This window comes from Haloferax sp. Atlit-4N (assembly GCF_003383025.1).
Lineage (GTDB): Archaea > Halobacteriota > Halobacteria > Halobacteriales > Haloferacaceae > Haloferax > Haloferax gibbonsii.
Genome location: NZ_PSYY01000002.1, coordinates 180373 through 199083 on the forward strand (window position 1 = coordinate 180373; position 18711 = coordinate 199083).

Below are 18711 nucleotides of genomic sequence, written 5' to 3' on the forward strand. Positions count from 1 at the left end.
TCCCTTAGGCGGGGGTGGGTAAAACGAGTGTTCGTGTCGAGAGCGACTGTCCGTCGCTCAGTTCACTTGTGCGCGAAGTAGACGACGGTCTCGTCGTCGCCGCGGTCGTCCACGCGGACGAAGCCGACGCGCTCGAACTGGACGAGTTCGTTCTCGGGCACGTCGCCGAAGTCGGGTTCAGCGACGCCCGTCACGTCGCCGTCCATGGTGCGCATGCGGACCGGGACGCCGTCGGTCGGTGCCCAGTGAATCACGGCCACGTCGCCCTCGCGGACCACGTCGAGGTCGTCGCCGGTGGCGACGAGCGAGTCGCCCTCGCGGCGGACCGCGCCGAAGCCCTTCAGCCAGACGCGCTCGCCCTCGGCGGGCACGTCGCCCGATTCGAGGAGGACGCTGTCGCCGACCGGGATGTCGCGGGTGCCGCGCTCCTCGAAACTCGGGTGGAGCGGCGGGTGGGCGCTGTCGGGGCCGCCCTCGACGGCGAACTCCTCCCCGTCCCGAACGAGGAAGTAGCGGTCCGTCTCGTCGTCGACGAGGTCGCGGTTGTTCGCGTAGACCGTGGACATCGAGAGGTCGACGTTCGACGTGGAGGTGCCGAGGCCGACCATCGCGTCCACGATGGCCTGTCCGCGGATGCCGCGGCGGCGGAGGCTCTTGATGGTCGGCACGCGCGGGTCGTCCCAGCCTTCGACCTCGCCCGCGTCGATGAGCTCCTTGATGCTCGACGTGGACATCTTCACGTCGTAGGCGTCGACCTGCACGTGGCCCCAGTGGACGACCTCGGGGTAGTCCCAGCCGAAGTAGTCGTAGACGAACTGCTGGCGCTTCGCGGAGTCCTGCAGGTCGATGCCGCGGATGATGTGGGTGACGCCCGTGAGGTGGTCGTCGACGCCGGACTGGAAGTCGAGCATCGGCCACGCGCGGTAGTCGGCCGCCTCCTCGCGGGGGTGCGGCGTGTCTATCATGCGGAAGGCGACCCAGTCGCGCAGCGCGGGGTTCTTGTGTTCGATGTCGGTCTTGACGCGGAGGACCATCTCGCCCGAACTGTACTCGCCTTCGACCATGTCCTCGAACTCCTCGCGGGTCGTCTCGGGGTCCTTGTCGCGGTGGGGACACGGCTTCCCGTCGTTCTTCAGGTTCGAGAACGCCTCGCCCGAACACGAGCAGGTGTACGCGCCGCCCATCTCGATGAGTTCGCGGGCGTAGTCGTAGTACGTCTCCACCCGGTCGGAGGCGCGAATCACGTCGTCGGGCTCGAACCCGAGGTAGTCGATGTCGTCGAGGATGGCGTCGTACGCCGTCAGGTCCGGCCGCTTCGTCTCCGGGTCGGTGTCGTCGAACCGGACGATGAAGGAGCCGTCGTACATCTCCTTGTACGTCCCGATGACCGCGGGCATGCGGGCGTGGCCGAGGTGCCACGGGCCGTTGGGGTTCGGCGCGGCGCGCATGCGGACCTCGTCGTACTCCTCGACGTTGGGGAGGTCGGGGAGAAGCGACTCGTCCGCTTCCTCCTCGGCTTCCATCTCGGCGAGTTCCTCGGGCGCGAGGTCTTCGAGTCGGTCGCGCTTTTCACCCGCCGACAGCCGGTTGACCTCGGCGACGACGGGACCGATGAGTCCCGGAATCTCGCCGCCGTGCTGTCGGAAGTCGGGGTTTTCGCCCATCAGCGGGCCCATAATCGCGCCCACGTCGGCGTCGCTGTCGTGTTTGACCGCGTTGAGAAGCGCGTGCTTTTCGGCCTCTCGCTCGATGCGCTCTCGAAGCTCGTCGTCCATTACCGTTGGCTTCCGCGGCGCGCCTAAAAACAGGCCCGGATTGCGGGGAAGGGTCCTCGCGCGGGCAGGGGTACGTGGGATGTTAGCACTTCAGAGCAAATATGCGTTACGGCGGCGGGGCTCGGGAGGCGGACGGACCGAAGAGAAATCCTCGTGGCCGCGGTTCGCGGGCGCGTCGCGCTCTCAGTAGCCGCGGGTGATGAGGTAGTCCGCGATGTCGCAGAGCAGCTCGCGGGCCTCGTTGTCCGGGAGGACGTCGAGCCGCGACTTGGCCTGTTCGGTGAGGTCTTCGGCCATCTCGCGGGCGTAGTCGATGCTGCCCGCCTCGTTCAGTTCGGCGACGGCGGCCTCGACGGCGTCCTCGGTGAGCTCCTCGGCCGTCTCGGCGTCGACGAGGTCGTCCACGTCGATGCCCTGCTGGCGCGCGTGGAGCGAGATGATGGTCTCTTTGTTCTCCACGAGGTCCGAGCCGCGCTGTTTGCCGAGCTGCTCCGACGGCACCGTCAGGTCGAGCACGTCGTCCTGAATCTGGAACGCGCTGCCGGACTCGATGCCGTACTGGTAGAGTGCCTCGACGACGTCGTCGTCCGCGCCCATGACGACCGCCGGAACGGCGGCCGCGGTCCCGTAGAGGACCGCCGTCTTCAGTTCGACCATCTGGAGGTACTCGTCGGGGAGCACCTCGGTGCGGCGCTCGAACTCGATGTCGAGCGCCTGCCCCTCGCAGATCTGCGTGCAGGTGGTCGCGAGTCGGCGGACGGCTTCGAGACCGTCGGCGGGGTCAGCGCCAGTCTTCGTCAGGAGTTCGAACGCCTTGGCGTACAGCGTGTCGCCGGCGAGGATGGCGGTCGAGTTGTCGTACTCCTTGTGGACCGCCGGAACGCCGCGACGGAGGTCGTCGTCGTCCATGATGTCGTCGTGGATGAGCGTGAACGACTGGATGACCTCGATGCTCACGGCCGCGACCATCACGTCGATGGGGTCGCCCGCGAGCGTCGGGAACGCCCGGTAGTCCTCCGACATCGGTTCGACGTCCGCGAGGGACTCCGCGGTCAGGAGTGAGACGGTCGGCCGGAGGCGCTTGCCGCCGGCTTTCAGGAGGTACCGGGAGGCCTCGTAGAGCCGTTCGGGCTCGGCCATCGGCACGTCCTCGTCGAGCGCGTCGTTGACGAGTTCGCGCCGCTCGCGAATCGCCTCGAGCACCCGCTTTTCCGTCGCGTCGGGAGTCATCACTCCACCAGCTGAATCATGTTTCCGTTCCGCGTGACGTGGACGTCGCGACCGAGGGCGTAGCCCTGACTCTCGGCGAGGTCCACGTACGGAGCGAAGCCTTTCAGGTTCTGGTGAGCCGGGATGACGTGCTGGGGCTGGAGCGCCTGCAGCATCTCGTAGTGCCCCTCCTCGCGGAGGTGGCCCGAGACGTGAATCTCGTCGTAGATGCGCGCGCCCTGCATGCGCAGGAGGCGCTCGGACTGGTAGCGCTGGCCCTCGTTCGTCGGCTCCGGGATGACCCGCGCCGAGAAGATGACCTTGTCGCCGTCGTCGATCTCGTACGGCGTCTCGCCGCGGCCCATGCGGGTGAGCATCGCGCGCGGCTCGCCCTGGTGGCCCGTGACGATGGGCAGGTAGTTCTCCTTGCCCTCCTTCATGATTCGCTTGAAGGTGCGGTCGACGGACTTGCGGTGGCCGTACATCCCGAGGTCGTCGGGGAGGTCGACGAAGCCGAGGCGCTCGGCGGTGCCGGAGTACTTCTCCATCGAGCGACCGAGGAGGACCGGCTGGCGGCCGATGTCCTTGGCGAACTCGACGAGCGAGGAGACCCGGGAGATATGCGACGAGAACGTCGTCGCCACGATGCCGCCGTCGTAGTCCTCGACGGAGGTCATCACGTCTTTGAGGTGGCGGCGCGCGACGGACTCGGAGGGCGTGCGGCCCTTCCGGCCGGCGTTCGTACAGTCTTCGATGTACGCGAGCACGCCGTTGCCCTCGCGACCGATTTCGCGGAAGCGCTTCATGTCGATGGGGTCTTCGAGGACCGGCGAGTGGTCCATGCGCTTGTCGAGACCGTAGACGACGGCGCCCTCGGGCGTGTGGACGACCGGGTTGATGGCGTCGATGATGGAGTGGGTGACGTGGACGAATTCGAGTTCCACGTTGCCGGAGTCGCCGATGGACATCGTCTCGCCGGCTTCCATCTTGACGAGGTCGTTGTTGACGTTGAACTTGTTCTCGCCTTCGATCTGCTGTTTCACCAGTTCGATGGTGAAGGGCGTCGCCACGACGGGGGCGTCGTAGCGGTGGGCGAGCTTGGAGATGGCACCGATGTGGTCGAGGTGGCCGTGCGTGGGGACGATGGCCTGCACGTCTCCTTCGAGGTCGCTCATGACCCGGTCGTCCGGGATAGCGCCCATGTCGATGAGGTCGAGGCTGTGCATCTTTTCGGTCTCGACGTTGTCGTGGATGAGGACCTGCGACAGGTTGAGACCCATGTCGAAGACGACGACGTCGTCTCCGGCACGGACGGCCGTCATCTGACGGCCGACTTCTTCGTATCCGCCTATGGTTGCGATTTCGATTTCCATGGTTTGTGTCTCGATATTCCGAGCATCGAAAGCCACGATGTGGCGAAGGTGCTCACGGAAAGACGGGTGTCTGGGGGCCACCGGCCCCGGCGTCTTGCAGCTCGTCGGTCGAATGACCCCGCGTACGAGACGGCCCGAACCGGTCGAACTGGGCGCGCCCGCACTTACCCGCGGGTTTCTGGTACTGAGTTCTACTCACGGGGGTACTAAAAACTACGTGGGTTCACCGCGCCCGCACGCCCGGGCTCGTGAGAGAACGTCTCACGTGACCCGGGTTTTCCTCCGTTCGACGACGATTTCGACCCGGACGGTCGGACTCGACGGCCATCTCGCACTGTCGGTCCGGCACATTTAAGATAACTACGAGACGGGTTTGATGCATGAGCGGCCGACCCCTCGACGTCCTCGAAGCGTCACTCGACGAGCCGGTGACGGTTCTCCTCAAGGACGGAAACGCGTACTTCGGCGTCCTCGCTGGTTACGACCAGCACATGAACGTCGTACTCGAAGAAGCGCTGGACGAAGACACCGTGCCCGGGGATATCGAACTCGAGCAAGTCCAAGACACAACCATTATACGCGGCGATAACGTCGTCACCATCAAAGCATGACGGGTGCAGGAACCCCTAGCCAAGGAAAGAAGAACAAGACGACGCACGTCAAGTGCCGTCGCTGCGGCGAGAAGTCCTACCACGTGAAGAAGAAGGTCTGCTCGTCTTGCGGCTTCGGTAAGTCGAAGAAGCGTCGGAGCTACGCCTGGCAGTCGAAGTCCGGCGACAACTAACGACTCTCGACGGTCTCAGACCGTCTCTGTCTTCTCTCTCGCCGTCTGCGGCGAGAACGAACCCGCGTTCCTGACTCCCGGTTTGTCCCCGCGCCCGTGACACTCGCTAGCACCGAGTACGGCGTCGCTCTCCGCCCGTCACGCCCGAGTTCCTTCCTCGTGTGCTCCGGTTCCCCGAACTGTCACTTCATCTCGTCACCGCCCTCGACTGGTTCGGTTTACCTCCGTTCTCAGCCCTCGCCGTCCGTGCGCCGCATCGTCCGACTCCTCGTCGAATCCCCGCCCCACCGAGCGGTCACCACCGCGCACGAGATATGCACTTATATGCATATTTGACGGTTACTGAACCCGTCGTTACTGCATAAGGACGGGTTTTTTACCCCCTCGACTCTCTATCGTCTTCCATGGTAACTGGGCGGGACGACTCCCACCACCACATCGGCGGACCGACCGAGAAGTGCGGTGTCGTCGGCGTCGCACTCGGCGGTCGAGACGCCGCACGACCCCTGTACTACTCGCTGTACGCCCTCCAGCATCGGGGCCAAGAGTCCGCAGGCATCGTCACCCACGACGGGTTCCAACAGCACAGTCACGTCCAGATGGGTCTCGTCGGCGACGCGTTCGGTGCCGACGACCTCGACGGCCTGAAGGGCGAGGCGGGCATCGGCCACGTCCGCTACCCCACCGCCGGCGACGTGTCGAAGTCGTGCGCCCAGCCGTTCGCCGTCTCGTTCAAGTCGGGGTCGCTCGGGCTCGCGCACAACGGTAACCTCGTCAACGCCAACGAACTCCGCGACGAACTGGAGAACTTCGGTCACGCCTTCACCTCGACGGGCGACACCGAGGTCATCGCCCACGACCTCGCGCGCAATCTCCTCGAAGAGGACCTCGTCCGCGCCGTCAAGCGGACTATGGAGCGCATCCACGGCTCGTACGCGCTCACCATCATGCACGACGAGACGGTCCTCGGCGTGCGTGACCCCGAAGGGAACCGTCCGCTCTGTATCGGCAAACTCGACGACGGCTACGTGCTCGCCTCCGAGTCGGCCGCCATCGACACGCTCGACGGCGAACTCGTCCGCGACGTGAAACCGGGCGAACTCGTCGTCCTCGACCCCGACGGAAGCGGCTTCGACTCGTATCAACTGGTCGAACGCGACAACACGGCCCACTGCTTTTTCGAACACATCTACTTCGCCCGCCCGGACTCCGTGATGAACGACACGCTCGTCTACGAGGTCCGCCGCGGGCTCGGCCGGAAGCTCTGGGAGGAAAACGGCGTCGACACCGACGTGGTCATGCCCGTTCCCGACTCGGGCCGCGCGTTCGCCTCCGGCTACGCGGAGGCCGCCCAAGAGGACGACGCGACCGTCGAGTTCGCCGAGGGACTGATGAAGAACCGCTACGTCGGCCGGACGTTCATCATGCCGACTCAGGACGAGCGCGAGCGCGCCGTCCGCCTCAAGCTCAACCCCATCAAGAGCACCGTCGAGGGCAAGTCCGTGACGCTCATCGACGACAGCATCGTCCGCGGGACGACCTCGAATCAGCTCGTCCAACTGCTGTACGACGCCGGCGCGACCGAGGTCCACATGCGCATCGGCGCGCCGCCCATCGTCGCGCCCTGTTACATGGGCATCAACATGGCCACCCGCGAGGAACTCATCGCCTCGGACAAGTCGGTCGAGGAGGTCCGCGACACCATCGACGCCGACAGTCTCGGCTACCTCTCTATCGACGCCGTCGCCGAAGTGCTCGAAAAGTCCCGCGCCGACCTCTGTCTCGGCTGTGTCACCGGCGAGTACCCGTACGACATCGACGGCGAGGAGACCGACCGCGACGTGAGCCGGCCCGTCGTCGGTGCCGAAGCGCCGCTGAGCGACTGAGTTCCGGTTCCGGACCCCGCCGGTTCCGCTCCCGTTCGTCCCCCCACGCCCAACCTGTCGCTCCGTCTGACAGTCACCGGGAGCCTCGATAGCATAATCAACGCGGTCTTTCTTGTCTCTCGCACCCGTTGTTCGAACCGTACTCCGACTCGCCGAGGACCGGGTTGCGAGCGGAGTACGGAGTGCGAATCGACGGGGTGGTGGAGCGCCGCGGGAGGGCCCGCACATCCCGTCTCTGTGACCTGCCGGTCGCACCACGTACTACCGCCCGTCCGAATCGGCGGCCCTCGGGCCGCGCGCCCCGCCGCGGGCGTCGGACGGGTACTCCCTTTGAACGCCCGAGCGACGGCGCTCTCCGAACGCGCCTCAGTAGACGACGTAGAGGAGGACGTAGACGACGTTTCCGAGGACGAACGAGACGAGCCACAGCGAGGCCGCGACGCGGCCGAACCGGGCGTGTTCCGTCCCGAAGACCTCGGTTATCGGTCGCGTCAGCGCCAACAGCAGCGCGTAGTAGACGACGGGGACACAGACGACGGCCAAGAGGATGTGAACCGCCAGCGTCGGGAGGTAGACGAACTGGTAGACCGCGTCGGGGCCGGGGAACTCCGCGGTTCCCTGGACGACGACCTTGTAGAGATAGAGGACGAGAAACGTCGCAAAGAGGAGGAACGAGGCGAGCATCATGCGCCGGTGGCGCTCGATTTCGCCGCGGCGGACGAACCGGACGCCGGCGAGGATGGTGACGATGGCGACGGTGCTGATGACCGCGTTCACGTGCGGAATCGCGTTCAGCACGGCCTCGGGAGCAGTCGGAATCGCGGCGCGGGGAATCGCGCCGAGCGCCGCGCCGAAGACGAGCGCGAGCGACAGCACCGAGAGAATCGCAGTCAGTCCGCGGACGTGGTCGCGTGCTCGGAACTCCATAGCCGTATCCCGGTGCCGCGAGGCCAAAATCGTTCTGTCGCCCGCCCGCGGCACGGCGCCTGCAAACGCCCGACATTGCCGAGGCGAAAGGAAAGTCATTTAAATTACCGCGGGGTAAACGAGAGTGCAGCAAGACACAGCGAGCGTGGGTAGCCAAGCCAGGCCAACGGCGCAGCGTTGAGGGCGCTGTCCTGTAGAGGTCCGCCGGTTCAAATCCGGTCCCACGCATCGCAAGATGCAGGTGACGTCCCTACACGGACATCACCCACGCACAATCCTTCCACGAAACTACACCCCGGAGAGGTTCGCCTCTCTCGGGTTCTCCGAACTATTCTTCGACAGCAAGGGCGCTGTCCTGTAGAGGTCCGCCGGTGAGAATCCGGCTCGCCGGATTCGAACGTCGAGACGAGCGGAGTGAGTCTCGGAAGTTCAAATCCGGTCCCACGCATCGCATGTGCGGACTCACAGTCCGCAATGAGGCGGCGTAGCCGCCGAATGATGCAGGTGACGTCCCTACACGGACATCACCCACGCACAATCCTTCCACGAAACTACACCCCTGAGAGGTACTCCTCTCTGGGTTTCTCTGCACTGCTCCTCGTTGAGGGACACCTCTCCGAACGTCTCGTTATTCACCGGCCAGCGCCCGTGCCGCCCCCGACTTCGACTACCGACCGCCGTCCCGTGCCGCGAGTTTAAAAGGGTCGAACGAGTAACACGCGGCATGGCCAAGTACTCGACGAACCGGGGCGGTGGCGGCGGCGACGGCGACAGTTGCGAACTCTGCGGTCGCAGCACCGCGAAGCTCCGGCGCGCGAACGTGGCCGGCGCGGACCTGTTGGTCTGTCCGGACTGCGCGCCGCACGGCGAGAACCGCCACGCGGACCGAAAAAACGAGTCGACCGACGCCTCGCGCGACGGCTCCGAGCGGAACCGCAAGAAGCGCGCCGCCCAGCGCACCGCCAAGATGTACGACAGCGCGAAGGGCGACTCCAAACACTGGGAGGAAAAGGGGACGAACTACGAGAAAGACCGGCTCCCCTATCTCGTCTCCGGCTACGGCGGCGTCGTCGAGTCCGCCCGGCAGGACGCCGGCCTCCAGCTCGCCGACCTCGCCGACGAACTCGAACTCGACGAGAAGCAACTGCTCGCCATCGAGCAGGGCCGGGCCACGCGGGCGAACGTCGGCGGCTCGGCCATCCGCGCGCTCGAAGAGCGTCTCGACGTGACCCTCGTCGACGAGTAGCACGATTTTTCTCGGTCGGGCGTCTCGACGCGCATATGTCCGACTCACTCGCACCCGAGTCCCCGACGGTCCGGGCGTTCGACGCGACGGTGGCGCGCGTCGATGGCCGGTCGGTCGTCCTCGACGAGACGTACTTCTACCCCGAAGGCGGCGGTCAGCCCGCCGACCGCGGTGTTCTCGGCGGCGTCGACGTCGAACACGTCCGAAGCGAAGCCGACGGAACGGTCGTCCACGACCTCGCGGCCGACCCCGACTTCGGCGTCGGCGACGAGGTGACCGGCGTCGTCGACGACGACTTCCGGACGTACTGCATGCGGGCGCACACCGCGAGTCACGTGCTCTACGGCGCGGGTCGCCGCATCTTCGACGACCTCGGCTACGGCGGCTTCGACATCTCCGCGGAGAAGGTGCGCGTCGACTTCGAGACCTCGACCGAGGTCGACGACGGCGCGCTCGTCGAACTGGAGCGTCTCGTCAATCGGGCGGTGTGGGACAGCCGCGAGGTGTCGTGGGAGGAGATTCCCGTCTCGGAGGCCCGCGAGCGCGGGGAAATCGCGTTCAACGTCAAGACCGAGGAGGGCGTCTTCTCCGAGTCCGACACCGTTCGGGTCGTCTCCATCGACGGCTGGGACTGGGCGGCCTGCGGCGGGACGCACGTCTCGAACACCGTCGAAATCGGGCCGGTCGAGGTACTCGGCCGGTCGAACCCCGGCGAGGGACTCACCCGCGTCGAGTTCGCGGTCGGCGCCTCGGCCATCGACCGCCGCGCCGCAGTTCGAACGTCCGCCTACGAGGCCGCCCGAGCGCTCGGAACGAACCTCGACGGTCTCGGGGAGTCGGCCGCCACCGTCGCGGCCGCGCGCGAAGAACTGGAATCCGAACTCGCAGACCTGAAGTCCGAGGTGCTGCGCGCTCGCCTCGACGACTTCGAGACGGTCGAGCGCGACGGACTGACGTGGCGGGTCGGTGCGGTCTCCGGCTTCGACGCGAACGAGGTCGGCGACGCGGCCAAGGAGGCCCGCGACGGTGCGGACGTGCTCGTCGCCGTCGGCGAGTCCGACGCACCGTTCGTCGTCGTCGCCAGCGCCGGCGACGCGGCCGCCGGCGACGTCGTCGCCGAGGTGACAGACGAGTTCGGCGGCGGCGGCGGCGGGGGACCGACCTTCGCGCAGGGCGGCGGTCTCGGCGCGCCGGCCGACGAGGTGCTGGCGTACTTACGCGACTGAGTTAGCTCCGGCGACCGAGACTGTGACGTGCTGACGCCCGACGGACGACCGGCGGTTCAATCATCTTTTTCAATGATGGTCCGTACTCATCACCATGGAAACCGTAGGGTCTGCCACGGGTCTGACCGACGAGCAGCGGGCCATCCGAGACGTCGTCCACGAGTTCGCCGTCGAGGAGATTCGCCCGACCGCGCGCGAGGCCGACGAGACGGAGACGTTCCCGGAAGACGTGTGGGACGGCCTCGCCGAACTCGACCTGACCGGCCTGACCGTCCCCGAGGAGTACGGCGGGTTCGGTGCCGACCGCGCCACCTACGCCGTCGTCAACGAGGAGGTCGCCTACGGCCAACTCGCCGTCGCGACCGCGCTCTCCGTGCACTGTCTCGCGACCGAGTGTATCGCGGAGTTCGCCACCGACGAACAGAAAGAGACGTGGCTCCCCGAGATGGCTCGCGGCCGACCGGTCGGCATGTTCGGTCTCTCCGAACCGGACGCCGGGTCGAACCCCGCGGAGATGTCGACAGTCGCCCGACGAGACGGCGACGAGTACGTCATCAACGGCAAAAAGCAGTGGATAACGAACGGCCAGCGCGGCGGCGTCTGCATCCTCTTCGCAAAGACTGACCCCGACGACCCCTCGTCGGTCACGCAGTTCCTCGTCCCGAAGGAGGCCGGCTACGAGGTCGGCAAGAAAGAGGAGAAACTCGGCCTCCGCGCCTCCGACACGACGGCGCTCCTCTTCGACGACGTTCGCATCCCCGCGGAAAACCGACTTACTGAGGAGGGAAAGGGCCTCTCCGCCGCCTTCCGCATCCTGACCGGCGGCCGAATCGGCATCGCCTCGCAGGCCGTGGGACTCGCGCAGGCCGCGCTCGACGACGCCATCGACTACGCCAACGAGCGCGAGCAGTTCGACAAACCCATCTCGAAGATTCAGGCGATTCGCCACAAAATCGCCGACATGGGCACGCAGGTCCACGCCTCGCGGATGCTCGTCCGCGAGGCCGCCCGCGTCGCCGACGCCGGCGACGACCCGCGGACCGCGGCGTCCATCGCGAAGTACTTCGCCAGCGAGGCCGCGGTCGACGTGACGAACGAGGCCGTGCAGGTCCACGGCGGCTACGGCTACACCACCGATTTCGACGTGGAACGCTACTACCGCGACTCGAAGATCACGACCATCTACGAGGGGACCAGCGAGATTCAAAAGGAGATTATCGCGCGGTCGCTCCTCGACTGAGCGGTCGGGCCAGCCCGCTTTTTCACTCGGCCGCGTCGCTCACGGACTACGGGCGAGCGTCGGCAGCCCTCGCTCGCGGACCACGTCAGCGGCGGCGACACCCGCGAGAAGCATACACCCGACGAGCGTCACCCACGCGCCGACAGCCGAGACGAACGTCTCGTCCCACAGTTGGATGAACCGCAGGACTGCGACGGTCCCGACGACGCCGACGACCAGTTCCGCGCGGCGGGACCGCCGTCCGGCGAGCGCGGCGAGAGAGAGCAGGACGACTGTCGGGAAGAGGACGATGCCGTGGACGAGCTCCAGACCGTTTCCCATGCCGCCGTAGTAAACGGAGATAACCGGTCCTTCGTGGGCCGGGTCGACCTGTATCCACGGGAGGAAGACGCCGACCGCGACGACGAGCGACGGGAGGACCGGAGCGAGGCGTTCGCGGAGCGGGGATGCCATACCGGAGGCGACGCCGGTTTTCCGTATAGGCCTTCTCCCGAAGCGCCTTTTCCCCGCGGTTCCCTACTGCGGGCAATGACGCTCCCCGACCTCTCGGCGTTCGACGCCGTCGTCTACGACCTCGACGGTACGCTCGTCAACCTCCGCGTCGACTGGGACGACGCCGCCAGCGACGCCGCGGCCGTCCTGCGCGACGCCGGCGTCGACGCCGACTCGCTGGACCTCTGGAAGATGCTCGACGCGGCCGACGCGGCCGGCGTCCGCGACGAACTGGAGCGAGAGCTCGCGGCGCACGAGCGAGAGGGCGCGTGGGTCTCCGACCGCCTCCCGCTCGCGGACCACCTCGCCGCCGACGGCGTTCCCTCCGGCGTCTGCTCGCTCAACGCCGAGGACGCCTGCCGGGTCGCGCTCGACGTGCACGACCTCGCGGACCACGTCGACGCCGTCGTCGGCCGCGACACCGTGGCGACCCGCAAGCCGGACCCGGAGCCGCTGCTCGCGACGCTCGAACGGATGGCGGTCGACCCCGACTCGGCCGTGTTCGTCGGCGATTCCGCCCGCGACGAGGTGACCGCCGACCGCGCGGGCGTCGCCTTCAGATACGTCGACGGCGGCCCGTCGGGCGTCTGAGACGAGGCTCTGAGGAAGCAGAAATCGAGAGACGCAGGGCGAACAGGCGGCACGTCCGCTTCGCCGGACGGCGTGCCGCGCTCCCGCGTCTCGCCCGGCGGCGATGCTCAACGCACGGGGGCGCTGGCCGCGGAATCGGTGATAAACCTCCGCTCCGGCGCGGCCGTTAAGCCCGCCGAGTCCTACGGTCACGCATGGGATTTCCGGTCTCGTACTACTGTCCGCACTGCGGCGCGGTCGTCGAACTCGAACGCGACGGCTACCTGGCCGACAAGTCGGTGACGCCGTACCCGCTCGAAGGCTGGTCGTACGCCGACCCGACCGACGACTTCGAAGACGCCGAGGGCGTCCGGTTCGCCTGCGGCGAGAGCGACGCCCCCGGCCTGTCGTGGACCGGTGACGTGGTCGACGCCGACGACGTGGAGAACCCCACGCTGGCGTCGCCGTGCGGCCGCGAGTTCTACCTCTCGTTCGTCAGATACGAGGACGGCCGCGAGGTCGAAGCCGTCCCCGAGAGCGACTACGTCGTCATCGGCGGGGGAGGCCCGTCCGGTCCGTCGGGCCCGCGAGGTCCGGACGCGGGGCCGCGCGGTCCCGACGGGTTCTGAGTCTTCGGGGGCCTCCGCGCCCGCGACGGACGTCCGCGTCGTGCGAACGCGCGTCACTCCGTATTCAATAGCTCGCGCGTCGACTATCTATCATGGTTCCCATTCAGTCCACGTTCGGTCTCGGTGACGCGCTGTTCTTCGTCCCGTTCGTCGTCATCGCCGTCGTCATCTTCGCGTTCGCCGGCGCGGTGGTCTACCTCGAACACAGAAAGGAGATGGCGCTCATCGAGAGCGGCCACTACGACGAGGTCGGCCGCGACTCGCGGGCGTGGATTCTCGGCGGCGGCCTGCTCGTCCTCGCGCTCGGCCTCGGAAGCGTCGTCTCGGCGCTCCTCTCCGGCGGCGCGGTCGGCGACGGCGTGACCGCGGTGTTCGTCGGTCTCGCGGCGCTCGCGTACTACTTCTACAAGCGCCGCGCGGTCGGAACGACCGCCGCCTGAGCCGCGAAAAGCGGTCGGGAACTCAGCCCTTGATGTTGCAGACGGGGAACGTCCGCGCGACCTTGTCGCCGATGCCCAGTTCGTCCGAGACGCGGACGACCTCGTCCACGTCCTTGTAGACGCCGGGCGCTTCTTCGGCAACCGTCGCGCCCGACTGGGCCTTCACGTATATCTTCTCCTGCTCGCGGAGTTCGTCCTGCACCGTCTCGCCCCAGTACTCCTGTTTCGCCTTGGTTCGGCTCATGAGTCGGCCCGCGCCGTGGGCCGTCGAGCCGAAGGTGAGGTCGAGCGACTGGTCGCCGCCACGGAGGACGTAGCTCCCCGCGCCCATGCTGCCGGGGATGATGACCGGCTGGCCCACGTCGGCGTAGGCGGGCGGGAGTTCGGGTCGCCCCGCGGGGAACGCCCGCGTCGCCCCCTTCCGGTGGACGTAGAGTTCGCGCTCCTCGCCGTCAACTTCGTGAACCTCTTTCTTGGCGATGTTGTGCGCGACGTCGTACAACAGTCGCATCTCCATGTCGCGCCAGTCGCGGTCGAACACGTCGGCGAACACCTCGCGCGTTCGGTGCATGATGAGCTGTCGGTTCACCCACGCGAAGTTGATGGCGGCGCACATCGCGCCGTAGTACTCTTCTGCGAGCGCGGAGCCGGCGGGCGCGGCCGCGAGCTCCTTGTCCGGCAGCTCGTCGAGCAGGTCCTTGTGTTCCTTCTCGATGCGTCGGAGGTAGTCGGTGCAGGTCTGGTGGCCGAGGCCGCGGGAGCCGCAGTGGATGAGCACGACGATTTGGTCGGCTTCGAGCCCGAACGACTCGGCCACGTCCTCGCGGTAGACGTCCGTGACGCGCTGGACTTCGAGGAAGTGGTTCCCGGAGCCGAGACTGCCGATTTGGTTGCGGCCGCGGTCTTTCGCCTTCTGCGAGACGAACTCCGGTCGGGCGTCGTCGCGGAAGCCCTCGTCCTCGCAGTGGGCGAGGTCGTCGTCCGTGGCGTAGCCGGCGTCGACCGCCCAGCGCATCCCGCGGGCGAGGATGTCCTCGATGGTCTCGGCGTCGCCCTTGACGACGCCGCCGCCGCCGAGGCCCGAGGGAACCGCCTCGAACAGGGCGTCGACGAGTTCCTCCTCGTGTCCCTGGAGGTCCTCGTAGGTGAGGTTCGTCGTCATCATGCGGACGCCGCAGTTGATGTCGTAGCCGACCGCGCCGGGCGAGAGACAGCCGTCCGTGGCGTCGGTCGCGCCGACGCCGCCGACTGGGAACCCGTAGCCCTGGTGGCCGTCGGGCATGCAGATTGCGTGCTTGGTGATTCCCGGCAGGTGCGTCGCGTTCCGTAGCTGTTCGAGCGTCTTGTCGTCGCCGATGTGGTCGAGCAGCGCCTCGGAGGCCAACACCCGCGCGGGGGCGTTCATCTCGCCCTCCCGCGGAATCTCCCAGACGTGCTCGCGAACCCGTCGCAGTTCGATGTCGCCGAACTCGCGCGTTTCCATACCGGGACAATCGACGCGGCGACTCAATAGGATTCCGTCACGCGCCCGCGGACCGCCCGGACGCGTCGCCGCCGCTCTCGGCGTCGCCCGCGCCGCGGTCGGAGAGCGCGCGGTCGACGGACAGCGGCCCGCCGCCGGTCACGAGCAGCGCCGACACGAGACCGAAAAGCGAGATGTGCGCCAGCACGGGGTCGTCCGGCAGGCCGAACAGCGTCGTCGTGAACAGCAGGAAGGCGACGGCGGAGGCCGCTCGGGTGAACGCGCCGGCGACGAGCAGGACGCCGACGAGCGCCTCGGTCAGCCCCGCGCCGACGACCCACAGTTCCGGTGCGACCGGGACGACCGCGGTGAGGTCGTACTTGGCGACGACCGCGAGCGCGTCGCCGGGTTCCATGAGCTTCTGGGCGACGCCGAGGTAGACGAACGTGAGGCCGAGGCCGACCCGGAGAACCGCGGGCACGTAGGCTTCGAGGTGGCGAGTCCGCTCGACGAACGGGAGGGCGACCCGTCGGTAGAACGGGTCGACCCGGGAGTAGAACGTCCGGTCGTCGGCCGCCATCGAGGCGACGGCGTGGTCGGCGCTGGGGCGACCGCCGCCGACGAGTGCGATTGCGAGGAAGCCGGGAACGTACTCGAACGCCAGCACGAGCGCCGGTTCGACCGCGAGTCCGACGAGGTAGCCCGCGAGGCCGACCGCGGCGACGAGGCGCGTCCCGAACCCGAACAGCAGGAGGAACCCGACCGTGATGCCGAACAGTCTGACGAAGACGGGCGACGAGGACTGGACGGCGGGCGAGAAGAAGTAGCCCGAAAAGCCCGCCCCGACGAGCGGGAGCCCAACCGCGAGGCGGAGGAGCCACGGGAGAAGCGACTCGTAGGACGCCATCGTTCGGCGGAACGCCCGAACGTCGTTCGGGAGCGGTCGGAACCGCAGGTAGGCCGCACCGGCGACCGCGACGCCGACGCCGCCCGCGCCGAGGACGGCGAGGTTGAACGGGTCGGTCAGCGCCGCCAACAGAAACGCCGCCACTTCGACGGGGTCGCTCCCCGGCGTCACGTACTTGACGTGCGCGCTCGCGTTCCCCGCTCCCGCCGCGAGGAGCGCGACGAGGCCGGCGAGTCGGGTCGCCCCGCGGACGTGCTGTGTCATGTCTCGGGTTACGACCGACCGACCATAACGGCGCGGGATGAATACAGCCGAAAACGGGCGAGAGAAGGTATGAAACGATTGAATCGGAACGTCACACGTCGAAGACGACGTACGCCTCCCAGCCGGCGTCGGTCTCCGCCAGTCGCATCTCGGAGTAGGTGACGGCCTTCACGTCGCGGGCGTCCACGTCGGCGAAGGGGACGCCGAGCGCGGACGCCTCGACGACCCACTCGTCGCCCTCCCGCCGGACGGTCGCCTCGTGGGCCGCCGGGAGGACGCCACGCACGTCGCGCTCGTAGATGAGTTGGTCGAGGTAGTCGAACAACAGCGCCTCGCGGCCCTCAGCGCGGACGGCGACCGAAAAGCGGTCGCCCGTCTCGGCGGGGTCGTCGCACATCGCGGCGGTGAGCCCGTCGGCGACGGCGGCGAAGACGGCACCGAGGCTCTCGCCGTCGGCCTCGACGGCCACGTCGGCGGTGTGGTCGCGGAGCGTGAATCCCATACCGGAGGGAGGGACGCCGCCGACCCTCGTCCTTTCGGTCGGCGAGGGGTGCGCGTCCCGACTCCCGCGTTGGTGCGCCGCTCGTGTCGGTGAGCTATCCTGTTTGCCGACGGCGGCTTCGGTCGGACCTGCAAACGGACGGTGGAGTTATATTCTCGCTCCGGCTACGACGGGACGTGAGCGTCAACGTGGAGATGCGGGTCGACGCCCCCGGCCAGCGCGAGTACGCCGAGGAGGCGTGGGACCTGAAAGAGCGGATTCGGGTCGATGAGGGGCTCCTGAAACAGCGCCGGGGCTTCTTCATGGACGCCTACCGCCGGTCGAACACGTATCTCCTCTACGAGAACGACGCGCTCGTCGCGTTCGCCTCCACGCGGCGCGACGGCTACATCCTCTTTCTCGCGGTCTCGCCCGACGCCCGCGGCGAGGGCTACGGCAAGCGACTCGTCGCCGAGGTCGCGAGGGAGCATCCGGTCGTGACCTGTCACGCCCGGACGACGAACACGAACGCCCTCGACTTCTACGAGCGGATGGGCTTCGAGGTCCGCCGCCGCATCGACAACTACTACGAGGACGGCGGGGCCGCCTTCTACCTCCGACTCGGGGAGGAAGCCGGCCTCAGAGAGAAGCTCTCGGAGTTCCTCCGCCGGTAATCCACTGACGGAACCGCATTCGACGCAGATTCGGAGAGCCGCCGCGCCGCCGTCGACCCGGTTGCGTGTATCCTTAATTTTTATTCACTTCCTAGTATATGTGGTTGATATGTACATCGGAGTGCTCACCGTCCCGCTCGGAGACGAACCCCTCGACGACGCGCTCGACTACCTGTCCGGTATCGGCGTCGACGGCGTCGAACTCGCCGTCGGCGGCTGGCCCGGCGAGGACCACGTCGACCGAAGCGCCGTCCTCGCGGACGACGACGCGCAGGCCGACCTCCTCGATTCGGTCGAGAGCCGAGACCTACAAATCAGCGCGCTCGCGACGCACAACAACCCGCTTCACCCCGTCGAGGAGACGGCCGCCGAGGCCGACACCGAACTCCGCGAGGCCATCGAACTCGCGGACGCCCTCGACGTGAACACCGTCACCTGTTTCTCGGGACTCCCCGCCGGCGGCCCGAACGACGAGGTCCCGAACTGGATTACCGCGCCGTGGCCGACCGAGCACGCCGACGCCCACGACTACCAGTGGGAGGTCGCCGTCGACTACTGGTCGGACCTCGCCGCGTTCGCCGACGACCACGGCGTCGACATCGCCATCGAGATGCACCCGAACATGCTCGTCTACGAGCCCACGGGCATGCTGAAGCTCCGCGAGGCGACGAACGAGCGCATCGGCGCGAACTTCGACCCCTCGCACCTCTACTGGCAGGACATCTCCATCACCGACGCGATTCGGTTCCTCGGCGAGGAGGACGCCATCCACCACTTCCACGCGAAGGACACGAAGGTCTACGAGTCCGAGGCGCGCATCAAGGGCGTCCTCGACACGACCTCCTACGCGGACACCGCCGACCGCTCGTGGCTCTTCCGCTCTATCGGCTACGGCCACGACGAGGGCCACTGGAAGGACGTGGTCTCGACGCTCCGGATGGTCGGCTACGAGGGCGCGCTCTCCATCGAACACGAGGACGCGCTCACGTCGTCCAAGGAGGGGCTCGAAAAGGCCGTCGACGTGCTCTCGCGGGCCGTCTTCGAGACGCAACCCGGCGAAGCCTACTGGGCGGAGTAATCCATGTCTGAACCGCTCTCAGTCGGCGTCCTCGGCTACCGCTTCAGG

General features: G+C 67.4%; 19 protein-coding genes and 1 tRNA gene. 12 read left to right on the top strand and 8 right to left on the bottom strand.

The features are described from left to right. Positions 1 to 62: 62 nt before the first annotated feature. The 3 genes from C5C07_RS10075 to C5C07_RS10085 form a co-directional block, all read right to left on the bottom strand. The gene (locus tag C5C07_RS10075; protein ID WP_115805014.1) at positions 63 to 1775 is read right to left on the bottom strand and encodes a glutamate--tRNA ligase; all 1713 of its coding nucleotides are present in this window, start codon (positions 1773 to 1775) and stop codon (positions 63 to 65) included. Positions 1776 to 1958: 183 nt separating this feature from the next. Beyond that, the gene (idsA3, locus tag C5C07_RS10080) at positions 1959 to 3005 is read right to left on the bottom strand and encodes a geranylfarnesyl diphosphate synthase (RefSeq protein WP_004974617.1); all 1047 of its coding nucleotides are present in this window, start codon (positions 3003 to 3005) and stop codon (positions 1959 to 1961) included. Next, positions 3005 to 4357 carry a ribonuclease J gene (locus C5C07_RS10085; protein WP_004974618.1) on the bottom strand — a complete coding sequence of 451 codons (1353 nt, stop codon included), beginning with the start codon at positions 4355 to 4357 and terminating at the stop codon, positions 3005 to 3007. The genes idsA3 and C5C07_RS10085 overlap by 1 nt, the downstream gene beginning before the upstream one ends. A gap of 380 nt (positions 4358 to 4737) precedes the next feature. On the opposite strand from C5C07_RS10085, the gene C5C07_RS10090 reads away from it, so the two are divergent. The 3 genes from C5C07_RS10090 to purF all read left to right on the top strand — a co-directional run bounded on the left by C5C07_RS10090 (position 4738) and on the right by purF (position 7027). Next, a complete protein-coding gene (locus C5C07_RS10090; RefSeq protein WP_004042938.1) occupies positions 4738 to 4968 on the top strand; it encodes an LSM domain-containing protein in 231 nt (76 codons plus the stop codon). After that, the gene (locus C5C07_RS10095) at positions 4965 to 5141 is read left to right on the top strand and encodes a 50S ribosomal protein L37e (protein WP_004042936.1); all 177 of its coding nucleotides are present in this window, start codon (positions 4965 to 4967) and stop codon (positions 5139 to 5141) included. The genes C5C07_RS10090 and C5C07_RS10095 overlap by 4 nt, the downstream gene beginning before the upstream one ends. Positions 5142 to 5545: 404 nt before the next feature. Then, positions 5546 to 7027: an amidophosphoribosyltransferase gene (purF, locus tag C5C07_RS10100; RefSeq protein ID WP_115805015.1), complete on the top strand. Its 1482-nt coding sequence runs from the start codon at positions 5546 to 5548 to the stop codon at positions 7025 to 7027. Positions 7028 to 7393: 366 nt separating this feature from the next. Here purF and C5C07_RS10105 read toward each other — a convergent pair whose 3' ends face one another. Next, entirely contained in the window at positions 7394 to 7954 is a 561-nt protein-coding gene (locus C5C07_RS10105) for a DUF420 domain-containing protein (protein WP_050459757.1), read from the bottom strand. 143 nt (positions 7955 to 8097) lie between these two features. Between C5C07_RS10105 and C5C07_RS10110 the strand changes: the two genes are divergently transcribed. The 4 genes from C5C07_RS10110 to C5C07_RS10125 all read left to right on the top strand — a co-directional run bounded on the left by C5C07_RS10110 (position 8098) and on the right by C5C07_RS10125 (position 11666). Continuing rightward, a tRNA-Leu gene (locus C5C07_RS10110) sits at positions 8098 to 8182 on the top strand. Between the two features lie 496 nt (positions 8183 to 8678). After that, positions 8679 to 9200, top strand: a complete 522-nt coding sequence (locus C5C07_RS10115; protein WP_004974624.1) for a multiprotein-bridging factor 1 family protein — start codon at positions 8679 to 8681, stop codon at positions 9198 to 9200. Positions 9201 to 9235: 35 nt separating this feature from the next. After that, entirely contained in the window at positions 9236 to 10426 is a 1191-nt protein-coding gene (locus C5C07_RS10120; RefSeq protein ID WP_050459755.1) for a serine-tRNA(Ala) deacylase AlaX, read from the top strand. Positions 10427 to 10520: 94 nt separating this feature from the next. After that, complete coding sequence (locus C5C07_RS10125) at positions 10521 to 11666, top strand: acyl-CoA dehydrogenase family protein (RefSeq protein ID WP_004974628.1); 1146 nt, start codon at positions 10521 to 10523, stop codon at positions 11664 to 11666. Positions 11667 to 11705: 39 nt separating this feature from the next. Here C5C07_RS10125 and C5C07_RS10130 read toward each other — a convergent pair whose 3' ends face one another. Then, positions 11706 to 12119, bottom strand: a complete 414-nt coding sequence (locus tag C5C07_RS10130; RefSeq protein WP_115805016.1) for a hypothetical protein — start codon at positions 12117 to 12119, stop codon at positions 11706 to 11708. 75 nt (positions 12120 to 12194) lie between these two features. Between C5C07_RS10130 and C5C07_RS10135 the strand changes: the two genes are divergently transcribed. From C5C07_RS10135 to C5C07_RS10145, 3 genes are all read left to right on the top strand, one after another. After that, on the top strand, positions 12195 to 12749 hold the full coding sequence (locus tag C5C07_RS10135) for an HAD family hydrolase (protein ID WP_004974632.1): 555 nt from the start codon (positions 12195 to 12197) through the stop codon (positions 12747 to 12749). Positions 12750 to 12943: 194 nt separating this feature from the next. Further along, a complete protein-coding gene (locus tag C5C07_RS10140; protein WP_004974634.1) occupies positions 12944 to 13357 on the top strand; it encodes a hypothetical protein in 414 nt (137 codons plus the stop codon). 92 nt (positions 13358 to 13449) lie between these two features. Continuing rightward, the gene (locus C5C07_RS10145) at positions 13450 to 13797 is read left to right on the top strand and encodes a hypothetical protein (RefSeq protein WP_004974636.1); all 348 of its coding nucleotides are present in this window, start codon (positions 13450 to 13452) and stop codon (positions 13795 to 13797) included. 22 nt (positions 13798 to 13819) lie between these two features. Here the strand turns inward: C5C07_RS10145 and C5C07_RS10150 are convergent, their stop codons facing one another. The 3 genes from C5C07_RS10150 to C5C07_RS10160 all read right to left on the bottom strand — a co-directional run bounded on the left by C5C07_RS10150 (position 13820) and on the right by C5C07_RS10160 (position 16932). Beyond that, a complete protein-coding gene (locus tag C5C07_RS10150) occupies positions 13820 to 15280 on the bottom strand; it encodes an RtcB family protein (RefSeq protein ID WP_004974639.1) in 1461 nt (486 codons plus the stop codon). Positions 15281 to 15317: 37 nt separating this feature from the next. Continuing rightward, on the bottom strand, positions 15318 to 16430 hold the full coding sequence (locus C5C07_RS10155; protein ID WP_004974641.1) for a DoxX family protein: 1113 nt from the start codon (positions 16428 to 16430) through the stop codon (positions 15318 to 15320). Positions 16431 to 16521: 91 nt separating this feature from the next. Beyond that, complete coding sequence (locus C5C07_RS10160) at positions 16522 to 16932, bottom strand: archease (RefSeq protein ID WP_115805017.1); 411 nt, start codon at positions 16930 to 16932, stop codon at positions 16522 to 16524. 176 nt (positions 16933 to 17108) lie between these two features. Here C5C07_RS10160 and C5C07_RS10165 point away from each other — a divergent pair, with 176 nt between their 5' ends. Together C5C07_RS10165 and C5C07_RS10170 are read left to right on the top strand one after the other, a co-directional pair. Next, on the top strand, positions 17109 to 17585 hold the full coding sequence (locus C5C07_RS10165) for an N-acetyltransferase (RefSeq protein WP_004974645.1): 477 nt from the start codon (positions 17109 to 17111) through the stop codon (positions 17583 to 17585). Positions 17586 to 17694: 109 nt separating this feature from the next. Next, positions 17695 to 18663 (top strand): sugar phosphate isomerase/epimerase, encoded by a 969-nt coding sequence (locus C5C07_RS10170; protein WP_115805018.1) that lies wholly within the window; start codon positions 17695 to 17697, stop codon positions 18661 to 18663. Positions 18664 to 18711 lie beyond the last annotated feature (48 nt).

What these genes read in the sequence shown, in the direction of transcription:
- C5C07_RS10075 (WP_115805014.1), bottom strand. Translation starts at nt 1,775, where the DNA reads ATGGACGACGAGCTTCGAGAGCGCATCGAGCGAGAGGCCGAAAAGCAC.
- idsA3 (WP_004974617.1), bottom strand. Translation starts at nt 3,005, where the DNA reads ATGACTCCCGACGCGACGGAAAAGCGGGTGCTCGAGGCGATTCGCGAG.
- C5C07_RS10085 (WP_004974618.1), bottom strand. Translation starts at nt 4,357, where the DNA reads ATGGAAATCGAAATCGCAACCATAGGCGGATACGAAGAAGTCGGCCGT.
- C5C07_RS10090 (WP_004042938.1), top strand. Translation starts at nt 4,738, where the DNA reads ATGAGCGGCCGACCCCTCGACGTCCTCGAAGCGTCACTCGACGAGCCG.
- C5C07_RS10095 (WP_004042936.1), top strand. Translation starts at nt 4,965, where the DNA reads ATGACGGGTGCAGGAACCCCTAGCCAAGGAAAGAAGAACAAGACGACG.
- purF (WP_115805015.1), top strand. Translation starts at nt 5,546, where the DNA reads ATGGTAACTGGGCGGGACGACTCCCACCACCACATCGGCGGACCGACC.
- C5C07_RS10105 (WP_050459757.1), bottom strand. Translation starts at nt 7,954, where the DNA reads ATGGAGTTCCGAGCACGCGACCACGTCCGCGGACTGACTGCGATTCTC.
- C5C07_RS10115 (WP_004974624.1), top strand. Translation starts at nt 8,679, where the DNA reads ATGGCCAAGTACTCGACGAACCGGGGCGGTGGCGGCGGCGACGGCGAC.
- C5C07_RS10120 (WP_050459755.1), top strand. Translation starts at nt 9,236, where the DNA reads ATGTCCGACTCACTCGCACCCGAGTCCCCGACGGTCCGGGCGTTCGAC.
- C5C07_RS10125 (WP_004974628.1), top strand. Translation starts at nt 10,521, where the DNA reads ATGGAAACCGTAGGGTCTGCCACGGGTCTGACCGACGAGCAGCGGGCC.
- C5C07_RS10130 (WP_115805016.1), bottom strand. Translation starts at nt 12,119, where the DNA reads ATGGCATCCCCGCTCCGCGAACGCCTCGCTCCGGTCCTCCCGTCGCTC.
- C5C07_RS10135 (WP_004974632.1), top strand. Translation starts at nt 12,195, where the DNA reads ATGACGCTCCCCGACCTCTCGGCGTTCGACGCCGTCGTCTACGACCTC.
- C5C07_RS10140 (WP_004974634.1), top strand. Translation starts at nt 12,944, where the DNA reads ATGGGATTTCCGGTCTCGTACTACTGTCCGCACTGCGGCGCGGTCGTC.
- C5C07_RS10145 (WP_004974636.1), top strand. Translation starts at nt 13,450, where the DNA reads ATGGTTCCCATTCAGTCCACGTTCGGTCTCGGTGACGCGCTGTTCTTC.
- C5C07_RS10150 (WP_004974639.1), bottom strand. Translation starts at nt 15,280, where the DNA reads ATGGAAACGCGCGAGTTCGGCGACATCGAACTGCGACGGGTTCGCGAG.
- C5C07_RS10155 (WP_004974641.1), bottom strand. Translation starts at nt 16,430, where the DNA reads ATGACACAGCACGTCCGCGGGGCGACCCGACTCGCCGGCCTCGTCGCG.
- C5C07_RS10160 (WP_115805017.1), bottom strand. Translation starts at nt 16,932, where the DNA reads ATGGGATTCACGCTCCGCGACCACACCGCCGACGTGGCCGTCGAGGCC.
- C5C07_RS10170 (WP_115805018.1), top strand. Translation starts at nt 17,695, where the DNA reads ATGTACATCGGAGTGCTCACCGTCCCGCTCGGAGACGAACCCCTCGAC.